Raw genomic sequence first — 22,448 nt, forward strand, 5'->3', positions numbered from 1 at the left:
CGCCGGTTTACAGAACCAACTCCGCAAACAACTTTTCAAACGTAACCTCCAGGTCAGTCGAAAAGCCGGGATGCGGACGCGAAGTCTGGATGGAAGAACTACGCACTGCCGTCAGCCAACGGAAACGCTCGGGAATATCCATAGAGGCTATCGGGCCACCGTCGGCAGTGCCGGAGCAGATGTGGTCGAATACTTTCAGACCGGCATACAGCGAATCCATATCCAATTCGGAAGAGAACAGGCAGAGCTTCTTTTCATCCACCTGATAACGCGCCTTTATAAACCGGGCCCGTTTAGAGAACATGATAAGACCCACATTAATAAACTCCTCCCGTTCCACCCGGGGAACAAAACGGATAACGGCGTATTCATATAAGTGCTTTCCTTGCATGCTGCGCTTCTTTTATAAATGTTTCGGAATGGGCAATCCTTTCTGTCAGGAATTCAATATAAACGTCTCTTATTTCCTGCGGCGTACCGGGACTTTCGTTCCACTGCAACCAGTCGTCCGGAACCAGAGAAACAATTTCACGGATTTTATCCGGAGTAAGAATACGTTTAAATTCGGCATCCGTTTCCTCCAACTTACCGGCTTCCGGCAACAGGGCATGGTCTTTAATCTGGATAAACGGGCTTAAAGCATGTTTGCGCCAGTTCGACCATGAATAATGGAAATAGAGTGACGCACCATGGTCAATCAGCCATAATTCCTTATGCCACATCAGCATATTCGTATTGCGGGTCGTACGGTCCACATTCGTCAGGAGGGCATCCAGCCAGACTATTTGGGATGCGAGTTTTTCTCCGACCTTATTGACTACCGGGTCAAATGTCAGGGCACCCGACAGGAAATGCAATCCCAGGTTCAAACCACGGCTTGCCTGCAATAAATCCTGTATCTCCTCATCCCCTTCGGTACGACCAAAGGCCTCATCGAGGTTAAGAAAGACCAGTTCAGGCACACGAAAACCCAATGCCCGCGCTATTTCACCGCCAATCAATTCGGCTATCAGGCCTTGGTTCCATGACCGGCTCCCCGGAACTTTACGACATATTTATATTCATCGTCGGCTTCTGCCAAAGCCGGCAACGAACCTCCCTCCCGGAGAGGCATAATATATCTGACTACATTCGCTGTTCGCAATTCCATAATAAATGCTTTTGACAAAGATAAAGATACTTCCTGTTTACACAAAAGAAACTATCTACATCTCTAAAACAAAATACCCGAGCCGTTGTTTTTATTCAAAGGACGTAATCAAATCATGTCAGACCAATTTATAGATATTTCCCGGCAGCGTCTTAATCCGTCCGTTCATTTCCAGTTCAAATAGTAGGGAAGACAGTTCACGGACAGGCAGATTCAGTTCCGTTGCCAGTTGGTCGATATGTATTTCTCCCTTTTCGTGAAGAAGTTTTATGACTGTTCCGGCACGGTCGTCTTCTTCAAAAAACAATTCAGCCTGGACGGGGGCAGGCGAAGGCGCTTTATTCACGTCCCAACAAAGTGCCGACACCAAATCGGAAGCCGATGTTATCAAACCCGCCTTATTCTGGCGGATTAGCGCGTTGCATCCTTTGGAATAATAATCGTTTACCCGCCCGGGGAATGCATAGACGTCATGCCCATAGGAAAAAGCAAGGTCAGCCGTAATAAGCGAGCCCCCTTTTTCTGCCGATTCCATAACAACCGTTGCCTCCGCTAATCCGGCAACAATCCGGTTACGCCGGACAAAGTTCGGTTTATCCGGTTCCGTTCCGCTGGGAAAATCGGACAACAATCCGCCATGAGACAACATTTCAACGGCTACGGAGCGATGTGAGGAAGGATAGATGCGGTCCAGACCATGAGCCAATACTGCTACAGTCGGCAGTCCATACTTCAGCGCACTCCGATGGGCACAGATATCGACGCCATAAGCCAGTCCGCTCACGACCAGCAAATCCGGATAAGAGACCGACAAGGCATGTATCAACTCTTCCGTCATTGTCCTGCCATATTCTGTTATGTGGCGCGTCCCGACAATACTGACAATATGTGTATTATTCAAGTCGGCCTTCCCTTTAAAATAAAGTAGCACAGGAGCGTCGGAGCACTCTTTCAAACGTTTGGGGTAACTCTCATCTGTCAGGAAATAACAGCTTATCTGGTTCTTTTCAATAAAAGTCAACTCTTTCTCGGCTTGCAGAAGCACTTCCGGGCTTTTGACGGCAGCAGCGGTAAGGCTGCCGAAACCCGGAATCTTCTCCAACGTCTGTCTCTTTTCCGCAAAGACAGCCTCTGCGTCGCCGAAGGTTTGCAGAAGCTGACGGGCCAGGACATCTCCCACCCCGTTTATCATAGTTAAGCCAATCTGGTAAATCCGTTTATCTGTCATGATACTGTCATAGTTTGTCTTGTATCCTTTTCAACATTTCGTCAAAATATTCGCCGCGGGTCAGCTTGCCGTCCTGTACGACAACCGATTCGACTTTCCCCTTAGTTGCCAGCGCACCGTCGGAGGCTCTGTAGATATCCTGTTCAAAGACCAACTTTACGCCTTTCTTATATACATTCAGGCAGGAGATATAGCTGTCACCGCTCTTCAAAGAGGTCTTGTAATCGATCTCCACATGAGAGACAAACCCGTCCACTCCCTTATCATGCATGGCACCGAAATTCTCTCCCAGCGACTCGAGGAACTCATGACGGGTATGTTCCATATAATGCTGATAGTTGGAGTTATTCACCACACCCTGCAAGTCGCATTCGTAGTCGCGCACTTTGTCTGTCAGTTTAAAAATATACTCTTTCATTATTTCAGTTCTTTATCGTTCGTAGATACCATTTTATAAAGACGGTCCGAAGGACGTACTTTATCGGAGACTTTAAAGGAGAAGCGTTCGCCTTTGACAGTCTCTTCCACCGGTTTGAGGTCGACACGTATTTCATCGATAGTCTGCATCACCGCACCGGTTGTCGGCCCAGTAATCAGGATCTCGTCGCCCACTTTCAGCGAACCCGATTCCATTTCAAACTCCGCCACACCGATACCGCTGAAATATTTGATTCCTTTCGCCACATAGACTTTCTTTTTGGTCGAACCGGAACCATACTTGCTGCTCCATTCACCCAGGCGCTGCCCCAGATAATAACCATCCCAGAAACCACGGTTAAAGACACTTTTCAGACGTTCGTCCCAAACAGCGATTTTCTCTTCATCATAACTTCCGCTGCAATAAGCCTTCACCGCCTCCTTGTAACACTCCGTTACGATACGCACATATTCGGGTCCACGGGCACGACCTTCAATCTTAAATACCCGGACACCTGCATCCATCATCTTGTTCATAAAATGAATCGTCTTCAGGTCTTTGGGCGACATGATATACTGGTTCTCTATATCCAGTTCGATATTGCTGTCCTTATCCTTCACCGTATAGCCACGGCGGCAAATCTGCATGCAAGCTCCGCGGTTGGCAGAGGCATTCATCTCATGCAAACTCAGGTAACATTTGCCGGAGACAGCCATACACAGAGCGCCATGTGCAAACATCTCGATACGAATCAGTTCGCCTCCCGGACCGGTAATCTGTTGCTCAACGATTTGCTGATAGATTTCAGAAACCTGCTTCAGGTTCAACTCGCGGGCCAGCACCACCACATCGGCAAACTGGGCATAGAACTTCAGCGCCTCCACATTCGAAATATTCAACTGGGTAGAAAGATGCACCTCCTGTCCGATACGGTTCGCATAACTCATTGCAGCCACATCCGCCGCAATGATGGCAGAGACTTCCGCCGCCTTCGCCGCATCGATAATCTCGCGCATCAGAGCCAGGTCTTCCCCGTAAATAACCGTATTGACCGTCAGATAACTTTTAATCCCGTGTTCCTTACAGATAGAAACAATCTTGCGCAAATCGTCTGTCGTGAAATTATTGGAAGAACGCGAACGCATGTTCAGTCCTTCAATGCCGAAGTAGATAGAGTCGGCACCTCCCTGAATAGCCGCCATCAACGATTCATACGAACCTACCGGCGCCATTATTTCAAAATCTTTTTCGTTCAAAGCTGTTTGGTTTTAAATTAGAAACCACAAAGATACGGGTTTCTTCCTAATATTACATGAATAAAATCGGTTAACTTTTAGCCTCTTACCGGTATGCTTTCGAAAAAACAATCCAATCCTGCCGGCTATCGATAATTATGCGCAGGCCTGCCGACGATTATCGACAGGCTTGCACATAATTGTCGACAGGCCTGCTCACAATTGTCGGCAGCAAAAACGGTCAGGAACTTTTCCGGGTAACAAGCTTATCTATAAAACGCTTCATCCGATACCTTTTAAGCCTTTCAACGTAAATGATAAATAGTAACGAGCGGATTCGAATCTTCCGTTATCTGTTGCAGGACAGGGTGTTTCCTGAGATCGGGATATTTCTCTTTGAGATATTCTATTTCTACCGCCGTATTGAATTGTATCATCAGTTTTTTAGCCGGAAAAGAGAAGAAAGGCCAGATGGGAAGTCCCCCGTCCGTTTCATTACGGATACCGATGCCGGTCAAAGCCCTGTTATATCCGAACAATTCGTCTGCGTCGATAAGAGAAGCCTCACGACACAAGGCTCCGGTTTCTTTATTCAGGCTGTACAAAAAGAATTTAGATTGGTCGGAACCTTTAAAGCATTTGACAAAATAAGACCGGGGAGTCTCAAAGATATTGAAAATACTGAATTTACCATCCACAGCGGCATTTCCTGTTTTAGAAGAACGTATTTCTTCCTCATCGGCAGCAGAATAACCATGCCTGATAAGAAATGCCGGTGAAATTGCTTTTGCATTCACATTCCAGACGGTATCTATCCCATCCGAATAGCAAAACCAGCCATCTATGCTGCCATTATATATCCATCCTTTTAAACTGACTTCTTCCAGTGGCATTAAACCCACATTTCCAATCGTCCGCCGAAATGCAATCGTATCGTCCGTAGCCCAGTTGAAAATTCCAAGGCTGAACATTCCCGGAATATTCATAGGGACATACATCCGGCCTAGTTCGGCCATCGTATTCGCTCCGACGGAAAGCTGATAAGAGTTAGGACGCAGGCTCGTTATCTTTTTAATAAATTCGCCGTCAAAAGAGTAGAACGAGGTAGAAAAATACTCGTTAACACAAAAAAGGCGGTTTTCTTCATCGATGGTGAGTGATATAATCTGTGCGACTTCTCCCGGACCGTTCCCTGTCTTTGCGATAGGACGGACAAACTTTCCTTTCCGGTCAAACTGTAAAACGCTTTCCTGCCGGGTAGAATAAATAAAGATATACTCATCGGAAACACATAAATCCAATACGTTTGCAATCAGAGATTCATCGGTCAACTCCAGAGGAATATACTCAATAGATTCTATTTCGTCCGCTATTCCAACCTTATCGGAAGAAAACGTTTTTGCCGTCAAATCAATCTCCGATAATTCGCCGGCCGACTGCTTCGATCCGCATCCGGTTAAAACCATCATGGCTGCCATGAGCCCCAATAACATCTTTCTCATACGCTTTTTTCTGACAAAAGTAGAAGAAACAGTCTCCTTCACGGTTTCACATCAGTTCACATCTGCTTAAAAATCACGAATAAAGGAGTCACACAGTTCCGGTGTTCCCTTTCCACCCGTCATTTTCTGGTAAAGACGGACACGACGCATCGAAATAGCCTGATTGGTACAACAGAGCAACATGGCCGTTGTAGAAGGGGGAACATCCATTTTAATCAGGCAGCACATGCGCCATTCCTGTTCACTCTGTTTCGGTATTTTCTTTTTCAGCCGTTCGCGAAACTCCGGGTAGGTCCGGTTGAAGGCTTGCAACAACTCTTCCCAGTCTTTAGTGCCCGGCCGCCATTCTTCTTTCCGGTGGAAACGCTGATAAACTTCCGAAGAGAAGAAATCTGTTTCCGACAGGGAGACGGCCGCCTTTTTCTTCCGGTAACGGGAATAACCCAAGAGACTTGTACCGCAAAGGATAAACAGGGCGCTCCAGAGATACAGCCGCCCTGTTTGAGTATTTTCAGCATTCGAGAGACGTCTCTCCCACTCTTTCTGCTCCGAAGTCCAGAGAAGTTGAGTTATTTGATTGTCTTCCTGCTGCCGTCGCAAAACGGACAGGTTATGGAGATAATTCTTTTGATAAAAATCAGCTTGCAGACTGTCTCCGCGACATTGGGCAATCCGGGACAAAGCGGCATATAAATGCGGATGGGAAGAGGGTACCTGGCTTAAATTTATTTCAGCTTCTTCCAATTTCCCCATGTTTATTTGCAAATCGGCCAGAGCCAGAAAGAGTTCCGCTTTTTCTTCTTGGGAGATTGTTTGCTCCAATTCAGTTTTCAGTAAAGCCTCCGACTCCTTATACTTTCCTCCCTGCTGCAATACTTTTGCCTGCTTTATCCGGCAATCGCCCATTTGATAATAATAGAAGGCACTGTCCGGCATTCGGGACAACATATAAATATCCCCCATCTCCCGGTAAAGCACCGTTCGAAGAGAATCACCGCCTGCACCTCCGAGATAAGACAATGCTTTTTTCTCGCTTTGCAGGGCCTTTTGCTTTAGAGATTGATTCCGGTAAATTTTTCCCATTTCCAGATAACCATGAGAAAGAGCAAGGCTGTCTTTATCCTTTTCGGCCAGCCTGATAGCCTGTTGATAAGTATCCAATGCTGGAATATACTGTAACCTTTCCTCATAGAAAGCAGCCTGCCGGAACAGTTCCCCGACAGTTACAGCCTCTTTTCGCTCAGCTGAAGAACAGGCGACGAAAAGGTAAATGAAAAATACTATTCCTATCTTATATCTCATCTGTTTCAATATCATTTTCGTCCAAAGTGGTCCGTTTTGAACGGCCATAAAGATAGGAGTTTCTTCTAGAAACTATTTTGATTTTATAATATGATTCACTATTTGTCAGATGTGAGTCTCTATTTTTCCTTATCAGAGCGACAGTTCTGTCATCCCGGGCTTGACCCGGGACCCCATACTTGACTTATACTCAATCTATAGTATGAGTTGGCGGATCAAGTCCGCCATGACAAAACTGACTTTTGCCCCCGATATAAAAAATAAACAAATCATTTAACACCGTCAGGAACCTTATTTTTAATCACGCAAGAGAGTCCTTTCTCTTCCAGAACCTGCTTTACTGCTTCAAGATAACTCAATGGAACATCTTTGTTGGCCGGCAAAACAGTGAGTTCCTCAACCTTCTCTTTTCCCTTACTTATTCTTTCAGCAGTAGCTTTTACATTCTCCATCTTTTTAGACAGCGTAGCTTCATAAACACCGGATTCGAAAGATGCCGTTCGATAAGATATTAATACGGGATAAGCAGTACTGTCATCTTCTAAAATTTCAGCATAAAGAGCGGGCGAAGGTATAGTCGAGCCATCTTCCAGTTTCATATAGGTATGAATTTCCACGACTTTACCCTTTATATCCACTAAATCACTCTTGCGAGGTTTAATCTGTTTAAAGTTCTTTTTCAACTCTTCATACGCTTTAGGACTCACTTGCTTTCCATCGACCGTATAATAAGCTACATCCTGCTTCTTTTCCTGCTCCTTTCCCGGAAAATTCTTATTATTTCTGGCATCCTCAAACAGAAGGAAGGGGGCTTTATCAACACCTACAACTTTTTGTCGCTTATCAAATGCCTCTTTTACCAAGTGTAAAACGGCCTCAGTAGCTCCTCCGGAGTATTTATGTCAATAAGGAAATAGAAGGAAACAGGCTTTTTACTTTTTTCAAATAAATCCTGCAACTTGGTCAAGAATTGTTCCTTTTCTTTATAGTTTGCAAAATCATTATTCAACAGCACATCACCTTTAGCATTGATAAATAAATCCTTCGGCTCAGTATTCTTTTTCATGAAAGCTATAATTTCATCAGGTTCAAACCGGGTTTGCGGTTCCACCTTTTTCATATAACTATCCAATTCCGTCTTAAAGAAACTCTTCATATCCTGTTGCTCTTCCGGCGGAGTTTCCTTATCTTTGCTCTGTACAAGCGTTTCTAACTGCCGGTTTACTTCCGGACGGGCAAAAGCGTTCAGGACGATAAGTCCTACGGGGACCAGGAGCAATAGCTTCAACCGGGCCCAATTGTTTGATTTACCTTTTAACATCATAGTAATACGTTTTTTAATTTTACTGTGATTGAAGCTGTTGGCAAGAGTGTAGAGGCTGGAGCCGACAGCTTTTTTCACGAGTAACAGTTGATATTTTGTTGCATCGATGCCCAGGGTAAGTACTCCTTTATCGGCCTGGTATTCATGAATATCCTTCAACTCCCGTTTCAACAGCCAGATAGCCGGGTTGAACCAGTGAAGCCAAAGAATGCACTCCATAAAAAGCAGGTCAATGGAATGATGAGATTTCAAATGCATCATTTCATGCGTCAGAATCTCGTCAGGATATTTCTCATAATCTTCTTCCGAAAGAATAATATAACGTCCCCAACTGAAAGGGGACACACAGGAAGGAACTATTATTAATGTATAGCGCCCCTGTTGCAATTTGCGCCCACTCCGAATCAAAACAAACATCTTTCTGAACGACAGCAACGTTGTCATCAGACAAAAAACAACTCCTGCCCAATAAAGGAGAGCTATGATCTGTCCCCAATCGATCATCCTTGCCGGCCCGGTTACGGGAGTTATATCCACTCCGGAATTATTATCCGGAAGATGAATTGCAACAGTTTCCTCACCGGCTATCATCTTTTCCAGATGAATTATCGGTTGTTGTATCAACAAAGGTTCGGAAGTCTGTATCTTTATGACCGGCAGCAACATACAGATCCCTATCCCTCCTAGTAACACCCACCGGTTGAAACGGAAGAACGTATCGTTGCTAAGCAACGCCTTGAAACCTAAATAAAATAATATCAGGCAAATAGTGGATTTCAGTATGTACAGAAGTAAAGCTCCCATAAGCCTACGTTTTTACTTATTTTTAATCTGTTGTATCAACTCTTGCAATTCGTCAAGAGTCAACGCCTCTTCCTCAATCAAAGTAGAGACGACACGAGTATAGGAATTATCGAAATATTTATCGACCACCTGCTTCAGGGTTTTCTTCCGGTATTCGTCTTCCGAAATTAATGCATAATACTGATGTGTATTTCCAAATACCTTATAACCGATATATCCTTTTTCCTCCAATGTGCGAACAATGGTTGAAAGCGTATTATAATGCGGCTTGGGTTCCTCCTGCAAATCGAGAAGTTCGCGGACAAACAGAGGGCCTTTCGCCCAAAAATAGCCCAATATCTCTTCTTCTTTCGATGTCAATCGTTTCATAATCTGTTGTTTTATTAAAGGAATGCACAAATATAACTATATTCCTTAGTAATACAACTACAATATATAGTTAATCTACTATAATATGTAGTAGATCACAGATTGAAGGCTATTATTTCATGATTCTTACCGGAAAAGCAGTACTTTTGTGCTCTATAATAAGAAGGTATGAAGATAGGCTCAATAGATTTAGGTGAACGCCCGGTATTCCTGGCACCGATGGAAGATGTAACGGATATCTCTTTCCGTCTGATGTGTAAGCGATTCGGTGCGGATATGGTTTATACGGAATTTGTATCGAGCGACGCCTTGATACGCAGCGTAAACAAGACACAGGAAAAACTGACCGTTGCCGAAGATGAACGCCCGGTCGCTATCCAGATATATGGAAAAGAAGTAGACGCAATGGTGGAAGCAGCCAAAATATGCGAAGCTGCCCGTCCTGATATACTGGATATCAACTTCGGTTGTCCGGTCAAGAAAGTGGCAGGCAAAGGTGCCGGTGCCGGTATGCTCCGGAACATTCCTTTGATGCTTGAAATAACGAAAGAAGTAGTAAAAACCGTCAATATTCCGGTTACGGTTAAAACACGTCTGGGATGGGATGCGGATAATAAAATAATCGTCGACCTGGCCGAACAGTTGCAGGATTGTGGCATCGCTGCCCTTTCTATCCATGGCCGTACCCGTGCCCAGATGTACACCGGCGAAGCGGACTGGACACTGATCGGTGAGGTAAAAAATAATCCCCGGATGCATATCCCCATTATCGGTAACGGCGATGTGACCTCTGCCGAAATATGCAAACAGCGTTTCGACAATTATGGAGTAGATGGCGTTATGATCGGTCGCGGAAGTATCGGACGCCCCTGGATATTCCGTGAAGTGAAACATTTCCTGACTACCGGGGAAACACTGCCGGAAGAAAAATTCACCTGGTATCTGGATATCCTTAAACAGCAGGTCAACCAAAGTGTGGAACGTTTGGACGAACGACGCGGTATTTTGCATATCCGACGTCACCTGGCAGCCACTCCATTGTTCAAAGGAATTAGCGATTTCAAGCAAACACGTGTCGCTATGTTACGGGCTGAAACAGTGTCAGAACTGTTTGATATTATGGATTCTATCCCGAAAAAGTTCGGTATACTGTAACAAATCATTCAAAAATTGTAACATTTACGTCATAAAGTGACAAATTTACAATAAATTGAGACGATAGTATATTGCACATATTATAATTCCTCTTATATTTGCAATGAGTTTTTTTCATAGTATTTTAGATCTAAGGTTAACAAGTCTTTGCAAAGGAGGAATCGTGAGACTGCTTCGTTGGAAAGCAAAGAAGCCGCATCCGTTAATTATATGGATTGCGGTTTTCTTTTTATCCGTCCATCCCTTTTCTTTTCGCTTTTTTCCCAAAAAAGTCTTTCAAATCTGCAACCTAAACGCAATAGCATTCGTCTTATAAATAAAAGAACTAAAAAATTATACAGATGAAAACAAAAGTATCCCTTCTTATTGCCTGTTTACTGACCACATTGACTGGATTTGCTTTCACCAATGAAAAAGTGGAAGGAAACGGAAATATCATTACCAAAGAAATTTCTATCAGCGACTATAATGAAATATCGACAGTCGGAGTCATGGAGTTTGTTTATGAACAATCGGATGCCGCTCCTTATCTGAAAATCATGATCGACGAGAATCTGTTTCCGTTACTGAAAGCACAGGTAGACGGCAAGGAATTGATAATCGGTCCCAAAAAGATCAAGGAAAATAGTCGTAACGGTAATTCATATAACCTCCAACCGACCAAATTTAAGGTTATAACCAACTCACGCGAAATAAAAGAGTTGAACGTGGTATCTTCCGGTGATTTCATTATTGCCAGTCCGATAAATATCGGAAAACTGGAAATCAATATGGCAGGCAGCGGCAATATTCTTTTGGAAAAGAAAGTAGAAGGAAACAAGCTGGAAATCAACTTGGCCAGCTCCGGGAGCGTAGTAGCCTCCAATATCGATCTGGCAGGAATAGAATGCAGCCTGGCAGGCAGCGGTTATATCCAGATTGCAGGAAAAGCGGACCGCGCAGAATACAACCTGGCAGCAAGCGGCAACATTAAAGCCTACGAATGCGTCACCGGCAAAACGGAATGCAACATAGCCGGTAGCGGAAATATCCAGACTCATACCAGAAATCAGTTGGAAGCAAACATCGTAGGAAGCGGGAATGTCTATTATAAAGGTAATCCAACTACGAGCAAAAGTATCATCGGCTCCGGTAAATTAAAAAGTGCAAACTAAATAACAAACATAACTTAACAACAAACATCATGAAAAGAATTACATTCGCCATCATCAGTTTAATCGCATTCAGCACTATATCCTGTTTTGCAGAGAAAATCAAAGGGAACGGTAATATAATAACCAAAGAGATCCAGGTCTCCGATTATAAACAGATAAAAGTAGGCCAGGGAATCGAAACAGGCGGAAACTCTTTCTTCGGCAAGAACCAGTCTCCCCAGGTGAATTACACACAGAAGGGCGGTAAATCCGGCTTAAAGATCACCATCGACGAGAACCTCCTTTCCGAATTAAAATTCAACTCAAACGGAGACGTACTTCAGATAGAGACAGAACGCGGCACTCGTATTAATCCGAGCAAATTGATTATAGAAACTCATTCCTCAGAATTAAATAAATTAGGGGTATCAGGGGGCATCGATTTCTATCTGCGCAGCTCCCTCTCCGGAGAAAACCTGGAAATCAGTGCTTCCGGAGCAAGTGATGTTTATCTGGAAAAACCGATACGCATAACCAGCCTGTGCAAAATCAACCTGAGCGGGGCCAGCGACCTGAAAATCTCAGATCTGATTTGTGACAAAATAGATACCCACTCCTCAGGCTCCAGCGACATGAATCTGAAAGGAAAAGCAAACGACGGAAAATATAGTTGCAGCGGCAGCAGTGATATCAAAGCATACGACTTCGTTATAAAAAGACTGAAATGTTCTGCAAGCGGCAGCAGTGACATTTTCACAACCGTTACCGAAAAACTGGAAGCCAACGCTTCCGGTAGCAGCGATATCAAATACAAAGGTAACCCGGAAGTTAAAAAGCATTCAAGCGGTTCCAGCGATATCGACCACATAAAATAAGAGATCATTATATTGGGAGTTGGAAAACCCGGAGTTACTTTTCATCAAGGCATTGGATGAATAGTGATATCTGGGTTATTTATTATAATTCCAAAACTTAATTCCCTATAAAAATATACGAAATGTAGGAATTATAAATTAAATTACTCCTATTTTTGTAACCGACCGCATCGGAGTCACGTCTATTTATTATAAGAAAAGGCAATACTAAACAAATAAATTATGAGAACAAAAGGGTTATTATCTATTATCATGTTGCTGGGCCTGTTATTTACAGTCCAGGCGGCAGATCATGTGAAGGGCAACGGGACCCTTACCACAAAGAAAATAAAAATCGATGATTACAATGCCATCAAGATTGACGGCGTTATCGATTTCAACTATGAACAGTCGAATGCAGAACCCTATATTGAAGTAACGGTTGATGAAAACCTGCATGAATACGTCAACATCAATATAAAGGAGCGCGAACTTTCTGTTGGTTTTAAAGGAGTCAAAGTGGACCACTATACCAAATTTATCGTAAAGACCAACTCCAAATGGCTGAAAGAGGTGAAAGCCGCCGGAAATGCAAATTTCATGATAAACAGCTCTTTGACCGGTGACGAAGTAAAAATAAAGGCAAACTCCAACTGCCTGGTACAACTAAAAGAACTGATAAAAGTAGGAAAACTGGAGTTGAATGTTTCCGGTAGTGCCAATATGGTAGTCAATGACCTCCAAGTAGACAAACTGGAATGCAGCATCAACGGCTCCGGCACTATCAACCTGAAAAAAGGAAATGCCAAGGAAGGTGAATACAGCATCACCAGCAGTGGAGAGATCATGGCTTTCGGTGTAGACGTTCCTGAACTGAGTTGCAAAATGACCGGCAACGGAACGATGGAAGTTCACCCCACCAATAACCTCAAGGCAAACGTTGTCGGCAAAGGCAAAATCCGTTATAAAGGCCCGACAGCCGTTCAACAGAAAATTATTGGTAAAGGCTCCGTAGAAGAAGTAAAATAAGATGAGTAAGAAATTATCACTTATAGTATTGGGCAGTATCCTTTTACTTGCCCAAGGATGTATATTTTTTCCTGCTGTAAAAGGAGACGGAAATGTAACGACACATACGATCGACATTTCAGACTACGATCAGATAAGCGTCGATGCATCGGCAGCTGTTTTCAATTACACTCAGGAAGAATCGGCACCTGCACTGACTGTCACAGTCGATCAGAACATTTATGACCTTTTCGATTTCAAGACGGATGATAATAAGCTTGTCATCCGCCCTAAACAAGAAAATAAAACACTCCGCCTCCGTCCGACCCAATTCATCATTACCTCCAATTCCAGGCAGTTGAAGAAGGTAGATCTGGCCGGTGCAGAAAAATTCAATGTAAACAGCAAGCTGTCTTCGAACGACAAGGTCAAATTCAACCTGGCGGGCAGCGTCATGCTTCACATGAAAGATACTGTTACGGTAAACCAACTGGAAGTATCTATAGCCGGTAGCGGGAATATCAGGTATAAAGGAGACCCTTCCATAAAAATGGAAAAGGCGGGAATCGGTAGTGTAAAAAAGGTGGACTGATCTACAGCCACCCTTCCTTACAATACCACTCAATACTTTCCTCCAACCTTTGCGCAAAGGGTATTCAGGAGTGAAACCTAGTTCATCCTGAAGTGGCGTAACATCGCAAATCCAGTTACGCTGCTTCAGGATGATATATTTATCGGTGTTCAGTGTCATACTCTTATTCAACAATTTGCCTATCCACTCGGAACAATGGCACGCTACATGAACCAGTCCCAGCGGGATGCGGGCATGCAGCACATGTCTTTTCTTTACTATATCCTGTATCATCCGTGCAAATGACTCGTCGGTATACACATCTCCGTCTGCCACAAAATAATGCCGGTTAAGGATTGTTTCATTTTCCAACGCCAGGAACGCTACTCTCGCCAGATCCTTTACATATATAAATGTAATACGCTGGGGAATGAATCCTACCGCAAAGTCAAATCCCGACTTTACGCTTTTGATCTCCATAAAATAATCCTTTTCACCGGGGCCATACACACCCGTCGGACGTAGGATCACATAAGGGAAATGAGATTGGTTGCGCACATAGTTCTCCGCTTCCAGTTTACTTTTACCATAGGCAGTATCCGGTTGTTGCGGATCATCCAGGCGAATCGGACGGAAATTCACCTCGTCTCCCCTCCCATAACTGCTCAGGCTACTCATCAACAGAAACTTTTTCGGTTTGCAACCGGCAGCAGCCAATGCCTCTATGAAGTTATGCGTATTCTCTGCATTGATACGGAAGAAATTCCGCTTATCGAGCGTCTTTGTCAGACCTGCATTATGGATAACATAATCCCAGGCGCCCTGCTCACGGACAAAATCCTTCAACTGGGCAGTCAATGCCTCCCGATTGTTATATTTGAGATCAATAAAATGAATCCGTTCATCCTGTAGGTTTTCACGGCTGCTTGTGGCACGTATGCCCGCCCAGGTTTCATATCCCCGGCGCAACGCTTCTTTTACCAGAAAACCACCGATAAATCCGCTTGCACCTGTAATCAATATCTTCATAACTCAGTCTTTATTCTTCATATAATAGGTGTAGTAATACCATAACAGACCAATCCAGTTGAGAACAATAATGATTAGTATCCATACAATCTTCTGTCCTCTGGAGATAAAAGGATTTTGCGTAACGGCCTTGCATCCGAACAGGATAACGGCAATGCCTACGATAACACCGGCTTCCGGTAATGAGATTAAGCAAAGTATGTGTGACATGGTGGAATTAAGAATATTAATGTTCGTGTGTTTTCAATACGCGGTGCGGCAGATTCCCGTGTCCGATCAACTCGATCGGGCAGGCATATTTCTCACCCAACCATTCTTCCGAAACGTCCACACCGGATGATAATGCAAAGTCTCGTTCACACAAGCAATATTTTTCACCATTGCCAGGACCGTTCCGATATCGTGAGAGACTAGAATAATGGCACTCTCTTTATTGATATCCTCCAGTAACTGGTAAAAACGCGACTCAAACCGTTTATCGACATACGAGTTAGGTTCATCAAGAATCAGTAATTGCGGACGTGAAACGATCGAACGGCCTAACAAAACACGTTGTAGCTGCCCTCCCGATAACTCTCCGATCGAACGGGTATACAAATCTTCGAGCCCCATCTGCCGGATCACCACCTCAATACGCTCCTTCTGGACAGCCGTATAAGAACGGAAGCGAGGCTTTTCAGCAGCCAGTCCCGAAGCGACCACTTCCCATACGGAAATAGGGAATTTACGGTCAATATTATTCAACTGAGGCAGATAACCAATCCGTAAAGAAGAAACTTCAACCCCATTCTGATAAAAACGTATCGCACCGGATACCGGCTGAAGTAATCCCAGAATCACCTTCAGCAGTGTTGTTTTACCACCGCCGTTAGGACCGATTATGCCCAGGAAATCATCTTTCCATACGATCAAGGAGACATTTTTCAAGACAGTCTTATTCCCGTAAGCGGCTGTTATCTTATCTATTTCAATGAGTTTGTCCATCAGCCAGTGCTTTTGCTATATGAATCATTTCTTTAGTCCAGTCATAAGCCAACGGATTGATTACAGTCAGTTTACAACCTGTCTCTTTGGCAATCAGTTCGGCATTCTTCTGATCGAACTCCTGTTGAATGAATACGACACGGGCATTGTTGGCACGCGCTGTTTCCACCAACCGTTTCAGTTGTGCAGGCGAAGGTTCTTTGCCGTCCATCTCGATACAAAGTTGCGTGAGATTAAACTCGTTGGCAAAATAAGTCAGTGCCGGATGGTAGATAATAAATGTACGGTCAGTCAACGGGTCGAGCAGTTGCTTTATCTCAGTATTTGTTTTATCGATCTCGTCCACCAGTTTATTATAGTTCTGCCAAAAGTACTCCGTATTCTCGGGATCGAGTTCAATAAATGCATTCAACGTATTCCAGGCAACAGCCTTAGCTCCGGCAATCGAACTCCATATATGCGGATCGACTCCGCCATGATGATGGTGATGCGCCTCCTCTCCGGCATGGGCATCATGATCGTGGGTGCCATGTTCATGTGCATGGTCGTCGTCTTCCGTATCTGTCAGCAGGTTCATTCCTTCAGATGTATCAAACACCTGTAGTTTCGGATTATTTTCACGTATCTTATCCATCCAGGCCTGTTCAAACCCGATAGGACCGATGCGCAAGTAAGCGATACTTCTTCCGATCTGTATCATTTGCTGGGGAGTAGGATCGTATGTTTCAGGACTTTGCCCGGCAGGGACTACACAATTTATCTTGAATTTATCTCCTGCTATCTTTTCCGCAAAATAGCGCTGAGGTTCAATCGTGACTGTAACAACAGTCTCATTAGCCTGCTTTGTCACACAAGCCGTCAACAGAAAAAATGAGAGAATAGTGATTAGTATACTCGTTTGTTTCATCTTGATTTTCTATACATTATATATCATGCAATCTTTTATTTCTATCACAACCTGACAAAGGTAGTAATTTTTTTGTTTCTCCTTCGATTCCTTACAGAAGGTACTTCTTCTTGTAGAAAAATCCACACAAGTATGGAGAAATTCCCCACCTGACGGATTTACTTCTTTTTACCCCGGTTAATCAATAAAAAATTAACCTGCCCATTTAGAACATGTTACCTGAAAGAATAGTTCATATCATCTTTTTGGCACGGAAATTGAAGAATATGGGGCAATAGGTAAATTTAGGTTTTTAGTTTTAAGGCAAAAAAGAAAGTATGAAAAAGATTATTTTAATGACAGCGATTGCCATGTGCACCGCTTTTACGTCACAGCTTCAGGCACAAAACGCACCGGACAACAAAACACAGGTAGAAAAACAGGATAAGTTTTATGAAATAGACGTTACGAATATCCCCCAGATACTTCAGGAGGGTGTAAACAATGTCTATCAGGATTGTCTGATAAAATCCGTTTACGTGTCGAATAACAGCACTTATGTTAAATACAAAGTTATCCTGGTGACACGCGAAGGAAAAGAAATGAAAGTTTATTTCGATGACAAAGGAGCCGTAGTCAAGGAACATAGTTATTTCAAATAAGACATTGATTCCCAAGTTAAACACACATATATTTTGCATGCTTTCGCCGATCTGTGATCAGCGCTGATCTGAAAAGATGTAATTTTTTTTCTTTTTTCGTTAGGGTAATCCGGGAATGGGGTGTTATTAGTATGAAAGGACTGAACGGGAACCTGAATCAATACGAAAGAATGGAAAAAGAATTACTACATAAATATTTCAGAGGCGAAACTTCCCCCCAGGAAGAAAAACTGATCATGGATTGGGCGGAAGCTTCCGGTGACAATTACCGGGAGTATCTGGAAGAGCGCAAAATCTGGAATGCGCTATTAGTACACTATACAAAGCCTACTGAGAACGCGACAGCATTCTCAGTTCAGAATAAATCATTTATTCTTTGGAAAGTAGCGAGCATCGCCGCTTCTGTCGCTCTACTGTTTGCTCTCTCCTGGATCTGGATTATCTCCGGCAATAAAGAAGCCGGGGGATTACAAGCCGTTATGGTTCCCGCCGGCCAGCGTGTAGAGTTGGTGCTTGAAGACGGCACACGGGTCTGGCTCAACTCCAAATCAAAACTAACCTATCCCACTTCATTCGGGAAAAAGAAGCGCGAAGTCATACTGGATGGTGAAGGCTATTTTGAGGTAACGAAAAATGAAAAGGCACCCTTTATCGTAAAAACACACAAGTATGATATCAAAGTATTAGGAACAACTTTCAATATCTCCGCCTATCAGAATAAACTGAGTGCATTCGAAACCTCCCTGCTGGAAGGTGCAGTCGAAGTTTTCTCATCCAACAATACTGAGCATGTTTCACTCACTCCCCATGAGAAAGTAACAGAAATAAACGGTACGTTGCGAAAAGATACGATCAATAATATGGAACATCTGCGCTGGAGAGAAGGATTGATCTGCCTGGATGACGAACCATTCGACAGTCTGATGAAAAAATTCTCTGTTTATTACGGCATCGACATCTTCATAAAAAATAACAGCGTATCGAAATACCGCTGCACCGGAAAGTTCAGGCAAACCGACGGTATAGAATATGCATTGAGAGTTCTTCAGAAAGACGTCTCATTCAAATATATAAGAGACGATGACTTGAATACAATTACAATCATATAAATATGTTACATCTTAAAATCAATACACCATGAACAGAGACCCATAAGAAAAAAAAGCAAAGCCGGAAGATGTCCCCACATCCCCCGGCCGAAAGCTAATCAGAGACAACATCGATTAATTATCTCATTATTAACATTTAAATCCACACAAAGTTATGATAAATTTTCTTTGTCAAACCCTTTTTGTACCTAAAAAGTATAAATCAAACCATTTGGGACGGATTATGAAATTATCAACATTCCTTCTGCTGAGTTGCGCATTCACTGGTATTGCAGGAAATGTAAGTTCTCAGAACGCCAGGGTAACTCTGAACGAGAATAACGTGGCAGTCAGTAAAATTTTAAATTCAATCGAATCACAGACCGATTATTTGTTCATTTACAACAAGAATAATGTAAATGTCAGCCGTACGGCTTCTGTTAAAGCGAAAGAAAAGACAGTTGACAAAGTATTGTCGGAACTCTTCAACGGCACAAACATTACCTACGAAATGGAAGGTAAGCACATTGTGCTTTCTATGAAAAAAAACACTTCCGAAATAAATTCGACCGCTCAATCCCAACAGACAGGAAAGACTGTAACCGGAGTTATCAAAGATAAAAGCGGACTGGAAGTTATTGGTGCCAACATTGTCGAAAAAGGGACTACCAACGGAACGATCACCGATGTGAACGGCCAATTTTCACTGACCGTACAACCCGGAGCTATCCTTCAGGTTTCTTTTATCGGTTACAATACGAAAGAAATTAAAGTTGGTAACGAATCGACCCTCAACGTAATCCTGGAAGAAGACAGCCAGGCATTGGACGAAGTGGTGGTGGTTGGTTACGGTGCCCAGAAAAAGGTAAACCTGACCGGCGCGATCACAACCGTTAAAATGGAAGACGTAGTGGGTAACCGCCCCGTCGGCAACACGGCACAGGCACTGGAAGGAGCAATCCCAGGTTTGCAGGTAAGCCGCAACAACGGTAAACCCGGTACGACTATCAATATGAACGTACGTGGTGCAACCAGTATCAACGACGATACAAACGGCGCACCGCTGGTATTGGTCGATAACGTTCCGATGGACATCGACTTACTGGACCCGAATGATATCGAAAGCGTAACCACCCTGAAAGATGCTGCTGCTTCTGCTATCTACGGAGCCCGTGCTGCATTCGGTGTAATCCTGATTACCACCAAGCAAGGAAAAAAAGATACGCCGATGCGTGTAAGTTATAATAATAACTTCTCCTTTTCCACTCCTGCTACCATGCCTAATAAAGTTGATCCGTACACGACCGTACAGACTTATGCCAATATGGGACTGAAACGTTACTACGGGGGACAGGACACCGAACAATGGTTGGGATACCTGAATGAATACAGGAACGGACAACACAAAGACGGTTATGTTTATGCAGACGGCGTACGTTACAACCTGGCTGAAACAGATGTGATTGACGATATGATGGATAACTTCGGTTTCCAGCAACAGCACAATGTCTCTGTAACAGGCGGTAGCAGTAAAGCGACTTACCGCGTATCATTCGGCATGGTGGATGAAGACGGTATACTGGTTACAGACAAAGACTCATATAAACGTTATAACGCATCTGCTTTCGTTAGTATGGATGCAAACAAATGGCTGACATTGCAGGCAGATTTCCGTTATACGGACTCCAAGACATCGACAGCACAATCCGGTACTTCCGAACATGGAGAAAACGCTATCTGGTCGTTTGCCAGCAGCATGCCGAGTATGTGTCCGCTGGGATACGGCTATGCAACCGAAGATGACGACGAATTACTTCCTTACGGAACACCATCCAATCTGCTGAGACTGGCTTCTCCCAAGATCAACCGGGCAAACAACACCCGTATCCTGGGCCGTGTAATGGTTAAACCGCTTGAAGGACTGGATATCATCGGCGAATACAGCTTCAACCGCAACTGGGGATCAGAAAAGCAATTCAATGAAATCTATAAATACATCGCCCCGGTAACAGGAGAAAAGAAAGATACATATACAAATTCAAAGTACCAGATGAAACAGTTCTTTGAAACCACCAATGCTATCAACATCTTTGCGACTTATTCAAAAGATATCGACGATCATTCTTTCTCCGTAATGGGTGGTTACAACCAAGAAAACTGGTACTACGAATCACTGAAAGCGACCCGTGAAGACCCGATCAACCAGGGATTGCCTTCTATCTCGCAGTCAACCGGAACGATCACCTCAGAAGACAGCTTTAAAGAATATGCCCTCAGAAGTTTATTCTATCGTGTGAACTACTCATACAAAGGCAGATACCTGGTGGAGGCAAACGGACGTTACGACGGTTCATCCCGCTTCCCGAAAAACGACCGCTTCGGTTTCTTCCCTTCTTTCTCTGCCGGATGGCGTATTTCGGAAGAATCTTTCATGGAAGATACAAAAGATTGGATGAACAATCTGAAACTAAGAGCATCATGGGGTAGCATCGGTAATCAGAATGTAGATTATTACGCTTACCTGCCGACTATCGATGCTAAGAATGACTACAACTGGATCTTACCGGGAACAGACAAATATGTAACGACCTTAGGTGTTCCGGGACTGGTTAGTTCTTCATTTACCTGGGAAACAGTTAACACATTGGACATTGGCGTCGACCTGAATCTGCTCAACCGCCTGGGCATTGTTTTCGATTGGTACCAGCGTGATACGAAAGATATGCTTACCGCAGCCAAACCGCTGCCAGGCGTACTGGGAGCTTCAGCCCCAAAAGTGAATGCTGCCGATATGCGTAGTAAAGGTTGGGAATTGGCAATCACATGGAACGACAAGATCGGAAAATATATCCGTTACAACATCGGTTTGAACCTGTATGATTCCCGCTCAAAGATCACCAAATACAGCAATGACGACAACCTGTTGACTTATAAGGATGCCTCGGACAATAACATCGAAAAAATGTATTATCGCGAAGGCATGGAATTCGGTGAAATATGGGGTTATACAACCGACCGTTTCTATACGGAAAATGATTTCGTTGACGGAAAACTGAAAGACGACGTTCCCGTTTTCCTGGGACAGAACAGGGATAATGTAAAACCGGGCGACATTCTTTACAAAGACTTCGACGGCGATGGCAAAATCAGCGACGGTGACAACTCGGAAAATAACCCGGGCGACCTGCGCAAAATCGGAAACAGCACTCCTCGCTTCCAGTATGGTATCAATGCCGGTATCTCTTACAAAGACTTCGACCTGTCTTTATTCTTCACCGGAGTAGGCAAACGTGACTTATGGGTTGGAGACTTATGGGCACCCAACGGACAGTTCGTCACCTCCGTATTTGACTATCAGACAGATTACTGGACAGAAGAAAACACCAACGCATATTATCCGAGAGTATACGGAGAAGGCGGCAACAACAGTTACAACAGCAAACGCCAGACTAAATATCTGGAAGACGGTTCGTATGTCCGCTTAAAGAACCTGACCATAGGTTACAATCTGCCGGCAGATCTTTGCAATAAGCTATACCTTCAGAAGCTGAGAATATTCTTCAGCGGTGAAAACCTTTTCACATGGCATCACCTGCCGGAAGGATACTATCCTGATTCATACAGTATGACACCGGGCAGCAACAAAGTAAACGCCAATATCGAAGGCGACTCTAAAGCATCCGGCTGGTCCTACCCGTTGATGAGACAATTTTCTTTTGGTATTAATGTTACATTCTAAAGTAAAG

At 43.7% G+C, this 22,448-nt stretch carries 19 protein-coding genes and 3 pseudogenes; 8 read left to right on the forward strand and 14 right to left on the reverse strand.

Translation table 11 applies throughout. The features are described from left to right. Positions 1-7 precede the first annotated feature (7 nt). The 10 genes and pseudogenes from DXA15_RS03275 to DXA15_RS03315 all read right to left on the reverse strand — a co-directional run bounded on the left by DXA15_RS03275 (position 8) and on the right by DXA15_RS03315 (position 9,332). Entirely contained in the window at positions 8-391 is a 384-nt protein-coding gene (locus DXA15_RS03275) for a DUF3037 domain-containing protein (protein WP_128133116.1), read from the reverse strand. Then, a pseudogene (locus DXA15_RS03280) lies at positions 369-1,150 on the reverse strand (HipA family kinase). The gene DXA15_RS03275 and the pseudogene DXA15_RS03280 overlap by 23 nt, the downstream one beginning before the upstream one ends. Positions 1,151-1,268: 118 nt before the next feature. After that, positions 1,269-2,378 (reverse strand): DNA-processing protein DprA, encoded by a 1,110-nt coding sequence (gene dprA, locus DXA15_RS03285; protein WP_128133117.1) that lies wholly within the window; start codon positions 2,376-2,378, stop codon positions 1,269-1,271. A 7-nt stretch (positions 2,379-2,385) separates the two neighbouring features. After that, positions 2,386-2,796, reverse strand: a complete 411-nt coding sequence (locus DXA15_RS03290) for a thioesterase family protein (RefSeq protein WP_007655786.1) — start codon at positions 2,794-2,796, stop codon at positions 2,386-2,388. Beyond that, positions 2,796-4,052, reverse strand: coding sequence for a peptidase U32 family protein (locus DXA15_RS03295; RefSeq protein WP_044215189.1), 1,257 nt, complete (start codon positions 4,050-4,052; stop codon positions 2,796-2,798). Before DXA15_RS03295 ends, DXA15_RS03290 begins: the two co-directional genes overlap by 1 nt. Before the next feature lie 284 nt (positions 4,053-4,336). Continuing rightward, entirely contained in the window at positions 4,337-5,533 is a 1,197-nt protein-coding gene (locus DXA15_RS03300; protein ID WP_128133118.1) for a 6-bladed beta-propeller, read from the reverse strand. A 66-nt stretch (positions 5,534-5,599) separates the two neighbouring features. Continuing rightward, positions 5,600-6,835 carry a lipopolysaccharide assembly protein LapB gene (locus DXA15_RS03305; RefSeq protein WP_128133119.1) on the reverse strand — a complete coding sequence of 412 codons (1,236 nt, stop codon included), beginning with the start codon at positions 6,833-6,835 and terminating at the stop codon, positions 5,600-5,602. A 269-nt stretch (positions 6,836-7,104) separates the two neighbouring features. Continuing rightward, the gene (locus tag DXA15_RS25885; protein ID WP_233566762.1) at positions 7,105-7,698 is read right to left on the reverse strand and encodes a hypothetical protein; all 594 of its coding nucleotides are present in this window, start codon (positions 7,696-7,698) and stop codon (positions 7,105-7,107) included. Further along, on the reverse strand, positions 7,692-8,963 hold the full coding sequence (locus DXA15_RS03310) for a M56 family metallopeptidase (RefSeq protein WP_233566763.1): 1,272 nt from the start codon (positions 8,961-8,963) through the stop codon (positions 7,692-7,694). The genes DXA15_RS25885 and DXA15_RS03310 overlap by 7 nt, the downstream gene beginning before the upstream one ends. Positions 8,964-8,975: 12 nt before the next feature. Further along, positions 8,976-9,332, reverse strand: coding sequence for a BlaI/MecI/CopY family transcriptional regulator (locus DXA15_RS03315; RefSeq protein WP_010801464.1), 357 nt, complete (start codon positions 9,330-9,332; stop codon positions 8,976-8,978). A gap of 168 nt (positions 9,333-9,500) precedes the next feature. Here DXA15_RS03315 and dusB point away from each other — a divergent pair, with 168 nt between their 5' ends. The 5 genes from dusB (at position 9,501) to DXA15_RS03340 (ending at position 14,074) form a co-directional block, all read left to right on the forward strand. After that, positions 9,501-10,487, forward strand: coding sequence for a tRNA dihydrouridine synthase DusB (gene dusB, locus DXA15_RS03320; protein ID WP_128133120.1), 987 nt, complete (start codon positions 9,501-9,503; stop codon positions 10,485-10,487). A 341-nt stretch (positions 10,488-10,828) separates the two neighbouring features. Next, positions 10,829-11,641 (forward strand): head GIN domain-containing protein, encoded by an 813-nt coding sequence (locus DXA15_RS03325; RefSeq protein ID WP_128133121.1) that lies wholly within the window; start codon positions 10,829-10,831, stop codon positions 11,639-11,641. Positions 11,642-11,670: 29 nt separating this feature from the next. After that, entirely contained in the window at positions 11,671-12,495 is an 825-nt protein-coding gene (locus DXA15_RS03330) for a head GIN domain-containing protein (RefSeq protein ID WP_128133122.1), read from the forward strand. A 222-nt stretch (positions 12,496-12,717) separates the two neighbouring features. Continuing rightward, complete coding sequence (locus DXA15_RS03335; protein ID WP_128133123.1) at positions 12,718-13,503, forward strand: head GIN domain-containing protein; 786 nt, start codon at positions 12,718-12,720, stop codon at positions 13,501-13,503. Between the two features lies 1 nt (position 13,504). Beyond that, the gene (locus DXA15_RS03340; RefSeq protein WP_128133124.1) at positions 13,505-14,074 is read left to right on the forward strand and encodes a DUF2807 domain-containing protein; all 570 of its coding nucleotides are present in this window, start codon (positions 13,505-13,507) and stop codon (positions 14,072-14,074) included. 1 nt (position 14,075) lies between these two features. On the opposite strand, the pseudogene DXA15_RS03345 reads toward DXA15_RS03340, so the two are convergent. The 4 genes and pseudogenes from DXA15_RS03345 to DXA15_RS03360 form a co-directional block, all read right to left on the reverse strand. Next, a pseudogene (locus DXA15_RS03345) lies at positions 14,076-15,082 on the reverse strand (NAD-dependent epimerase/dehydratase family protein). Between the two features lie 3 nt (positions 15,083-15,085). Beyond that, positions 15,086-15,292 (reverse strand): hypothetical protein, encoded by a 207-nt coding sequence (locus DXA15_RS03350; protein ID WP_128133125.1) that lies wholly within the window; start codon positions 15,290-15,292, stop codon positions 15,086-15,088. 16 nt (positions 15,293-15,308) lie between these two features. Then, positions 15,309-16,066 (reverse strand): annotated as a pseudogene (locus tag DXA15_RS03355) (metal ABC transporter ATP-binding protein). Continuing rightward, positions 16,050-16,973, reverse strand: coding sequence for a metal ABC transporter solute-binding protein, Zn/Mn family (locus tag DXA15_RS03360; RefSeq protein ID WP_128133126.1), 924 nt, complete (start codon positions 16,971-16,973; stop codon positions 16,050-16,052). The pseudogene DXA15_RS03355 and the gene DXA15_RS03360 overlap by 17 nt, the downstream one beginning before the upstream one ends. Positions 16,974-17,290: 317 nt before the next feature. Here DXA15_RS03360 and DXA15_RS03365 point away from each other — a divergent pair, with 317 nt between their 5' ends. The 3 genes from DXA15_RS03365 to DXA15_RS03375 all read left to right on the forward strand — a co-directional run bounded on the left by DXA15_RS03365 (position 17,291) and on the right by DXA15_RS03375 (position 22,441). Then, positions 17,291-17,614, forward strand: coding sequence for a hypothetical protein (locus DXA15_RS03365; protein WP_128133127.1), 324 nt, complete (start codon positions 17,291-17,293; stop codon positions 17,612-17,614). Between the two features lie 131 nt (positions 17,615-17,745). Then, a complete protein-coding gene (locus DXA15_RS03370; protein ID WP_128133128.1) occupies positions 17,746-18,723 on the forward strand; it encodes a FecR family protein in 978 nt (325 codons plus the stop codon). A gap of 223 nt (positions 18,724-18,946) precedes the next feature. Further along, on the forward strand, positions 18,947-22,441 hold the full coding sequence (locus tag DXA15_RS03375; protein WP_233566765.1) for a TonB-dependent receptor: 3,495 nt from the start codon (positions 18,947-18,949) through the stop codon (positions 22,439-22,441). Positions 22,442-22,448 lie beyond the last annotated feature (7 nt).

The organism is Parabacteroides sp. AM58-2XD, assembly GCF_003463685.1.
GTDB lineage: Bacteria > Bacteroidota > Bacteroidia > Bacteroidales > Tannerellaceae > Parabacteroides > Parabacteroides segnis.

What these genes read in the sequence shown, in the direction of transcription:
- DXA15_RS03335 (WP_128133123.1), top strand. Translation starts at nt 12,718, where the DNA reads ATGAGAACAAAAGGGTTATTATCTATTATCATGTTGCTGGGCCTGTTA.
- DXA15_RS03315 (WP_010801464.1), bottom strand. Translation starts at nt 9,332, where the DNA reads ATGAAACGATTGACATCGAAAGAAGAAGAGATATTGGGCTATTTTTGG.
- DXA15_RS03340 (WP_128133124.1), top strand. Translation starts at nt 13,505, where the DNA reads ATGAGTAAGAAATTATCACTTATAGTATTGGGCAGTATCCTTTTACTT.
- DXA15_RS03370 (WP_128133128.1), top strand. Translation starts at nt 17,746, where the DNA reads ATGAAAGGACTGAACGGGAACCTGAATCAATACGAAAGAATGGAAAAA.
- DXA15_RS03300 (WP_128133118.1), bottom strand. Translation starts at nt 5,533, where the DNA reads ATGAGAAAGATGTTATTGGGGCTCATGGCAGCCATGATGGTTTTAACC.
- DXA15_RS03360 (WP_128133126.1), bottom strand. Translation starts at nt 16,973, where the DNA reads ATGAAACAAACGAGTATACTAATCACTATTCTCTCATTTTTTCTGTTG.
- DXA15_RS03310 (WP_233566763.1), bottom strand. Translation starts at nt 8,963, where the DNA reads ATGGGAGCTTTACTTCTGTACATACTGAAATCCACTATTTGCCTGATA.
- dusB (WP_128133120.1), top strand. Translation starts at nt 9,501, where the DNA reads ATGAAGATAGGCTCAATAGATTTAGGTGAACGCCCGGTATTCCTGGCA.
- dprA (WP_128133117.1), bottom strand. Translation starts at nt 2,378, where the DNA reads ATGACAGATAAACGGATTTACCAGATTGGCTTAACTATGATAAACGGG.
- DXA15_RS03290 (WP_007655786.1), bottom strand. Translation starts at nt 2,796, where the DNA reads ATGAAAGAGTATATTTTTAAACTGACAGACAAAGTGCGCGACTACGAA.
- DXA15_RS03350 (WP_128133125.1), bottom strand. Translation starts at nt 15,292, where the DNA reads ATGTCACACATACTTTGCTTAATCTCATTACCGGAAGCCGGTGTTATC.
- DXA15_RS03330 (WP_128133122.1), top strand. Translation starts at nt 11,671, where the DNA reads ATGAAAAGAATTACATTCGCCATCATCAGTTTAATCGCATTCAGCACT.
- DXA15_RS03375 (WP_233566765.1), top strand. Translation starts at nt 18,947, where the DNA reads ATGAAATTATCAACATTCCTTCTGCTGAGTTGCGCATTCACTGGTATT.
- DXA15_RS03305 (WP_128133119.1), bottom strand. Translation starts at nt 6,835, where the DNA reads ATGAGATATAAGATAGGAATAGTATTTTTCATTTACCTTTTCGTCGCC.
- DXA15_RS03275 (WP_128133116.1), bottom strand. Translation starts at nt 391, where the DNA reads ATGCAAGGAAAGCACTTATATGAATACGCCGTTATCCGTTTTGTTCCC.
- DXA15_RS03365 (WP_128133127.1), top strand. Translation starts at nt 17,291, where the DNA reads ATGAAAAAGATTATTTTAATGACAGCGATTGCCATGTGCACCGCTTTT.
- DXA15_RS03325 (WP_128133121.1), top strand. Translation starts at nt 10,829, where the DNA reads ATGAAAACAAAAGTATCCCTTCTTATTGCCTGTTTACTGACCACATTG.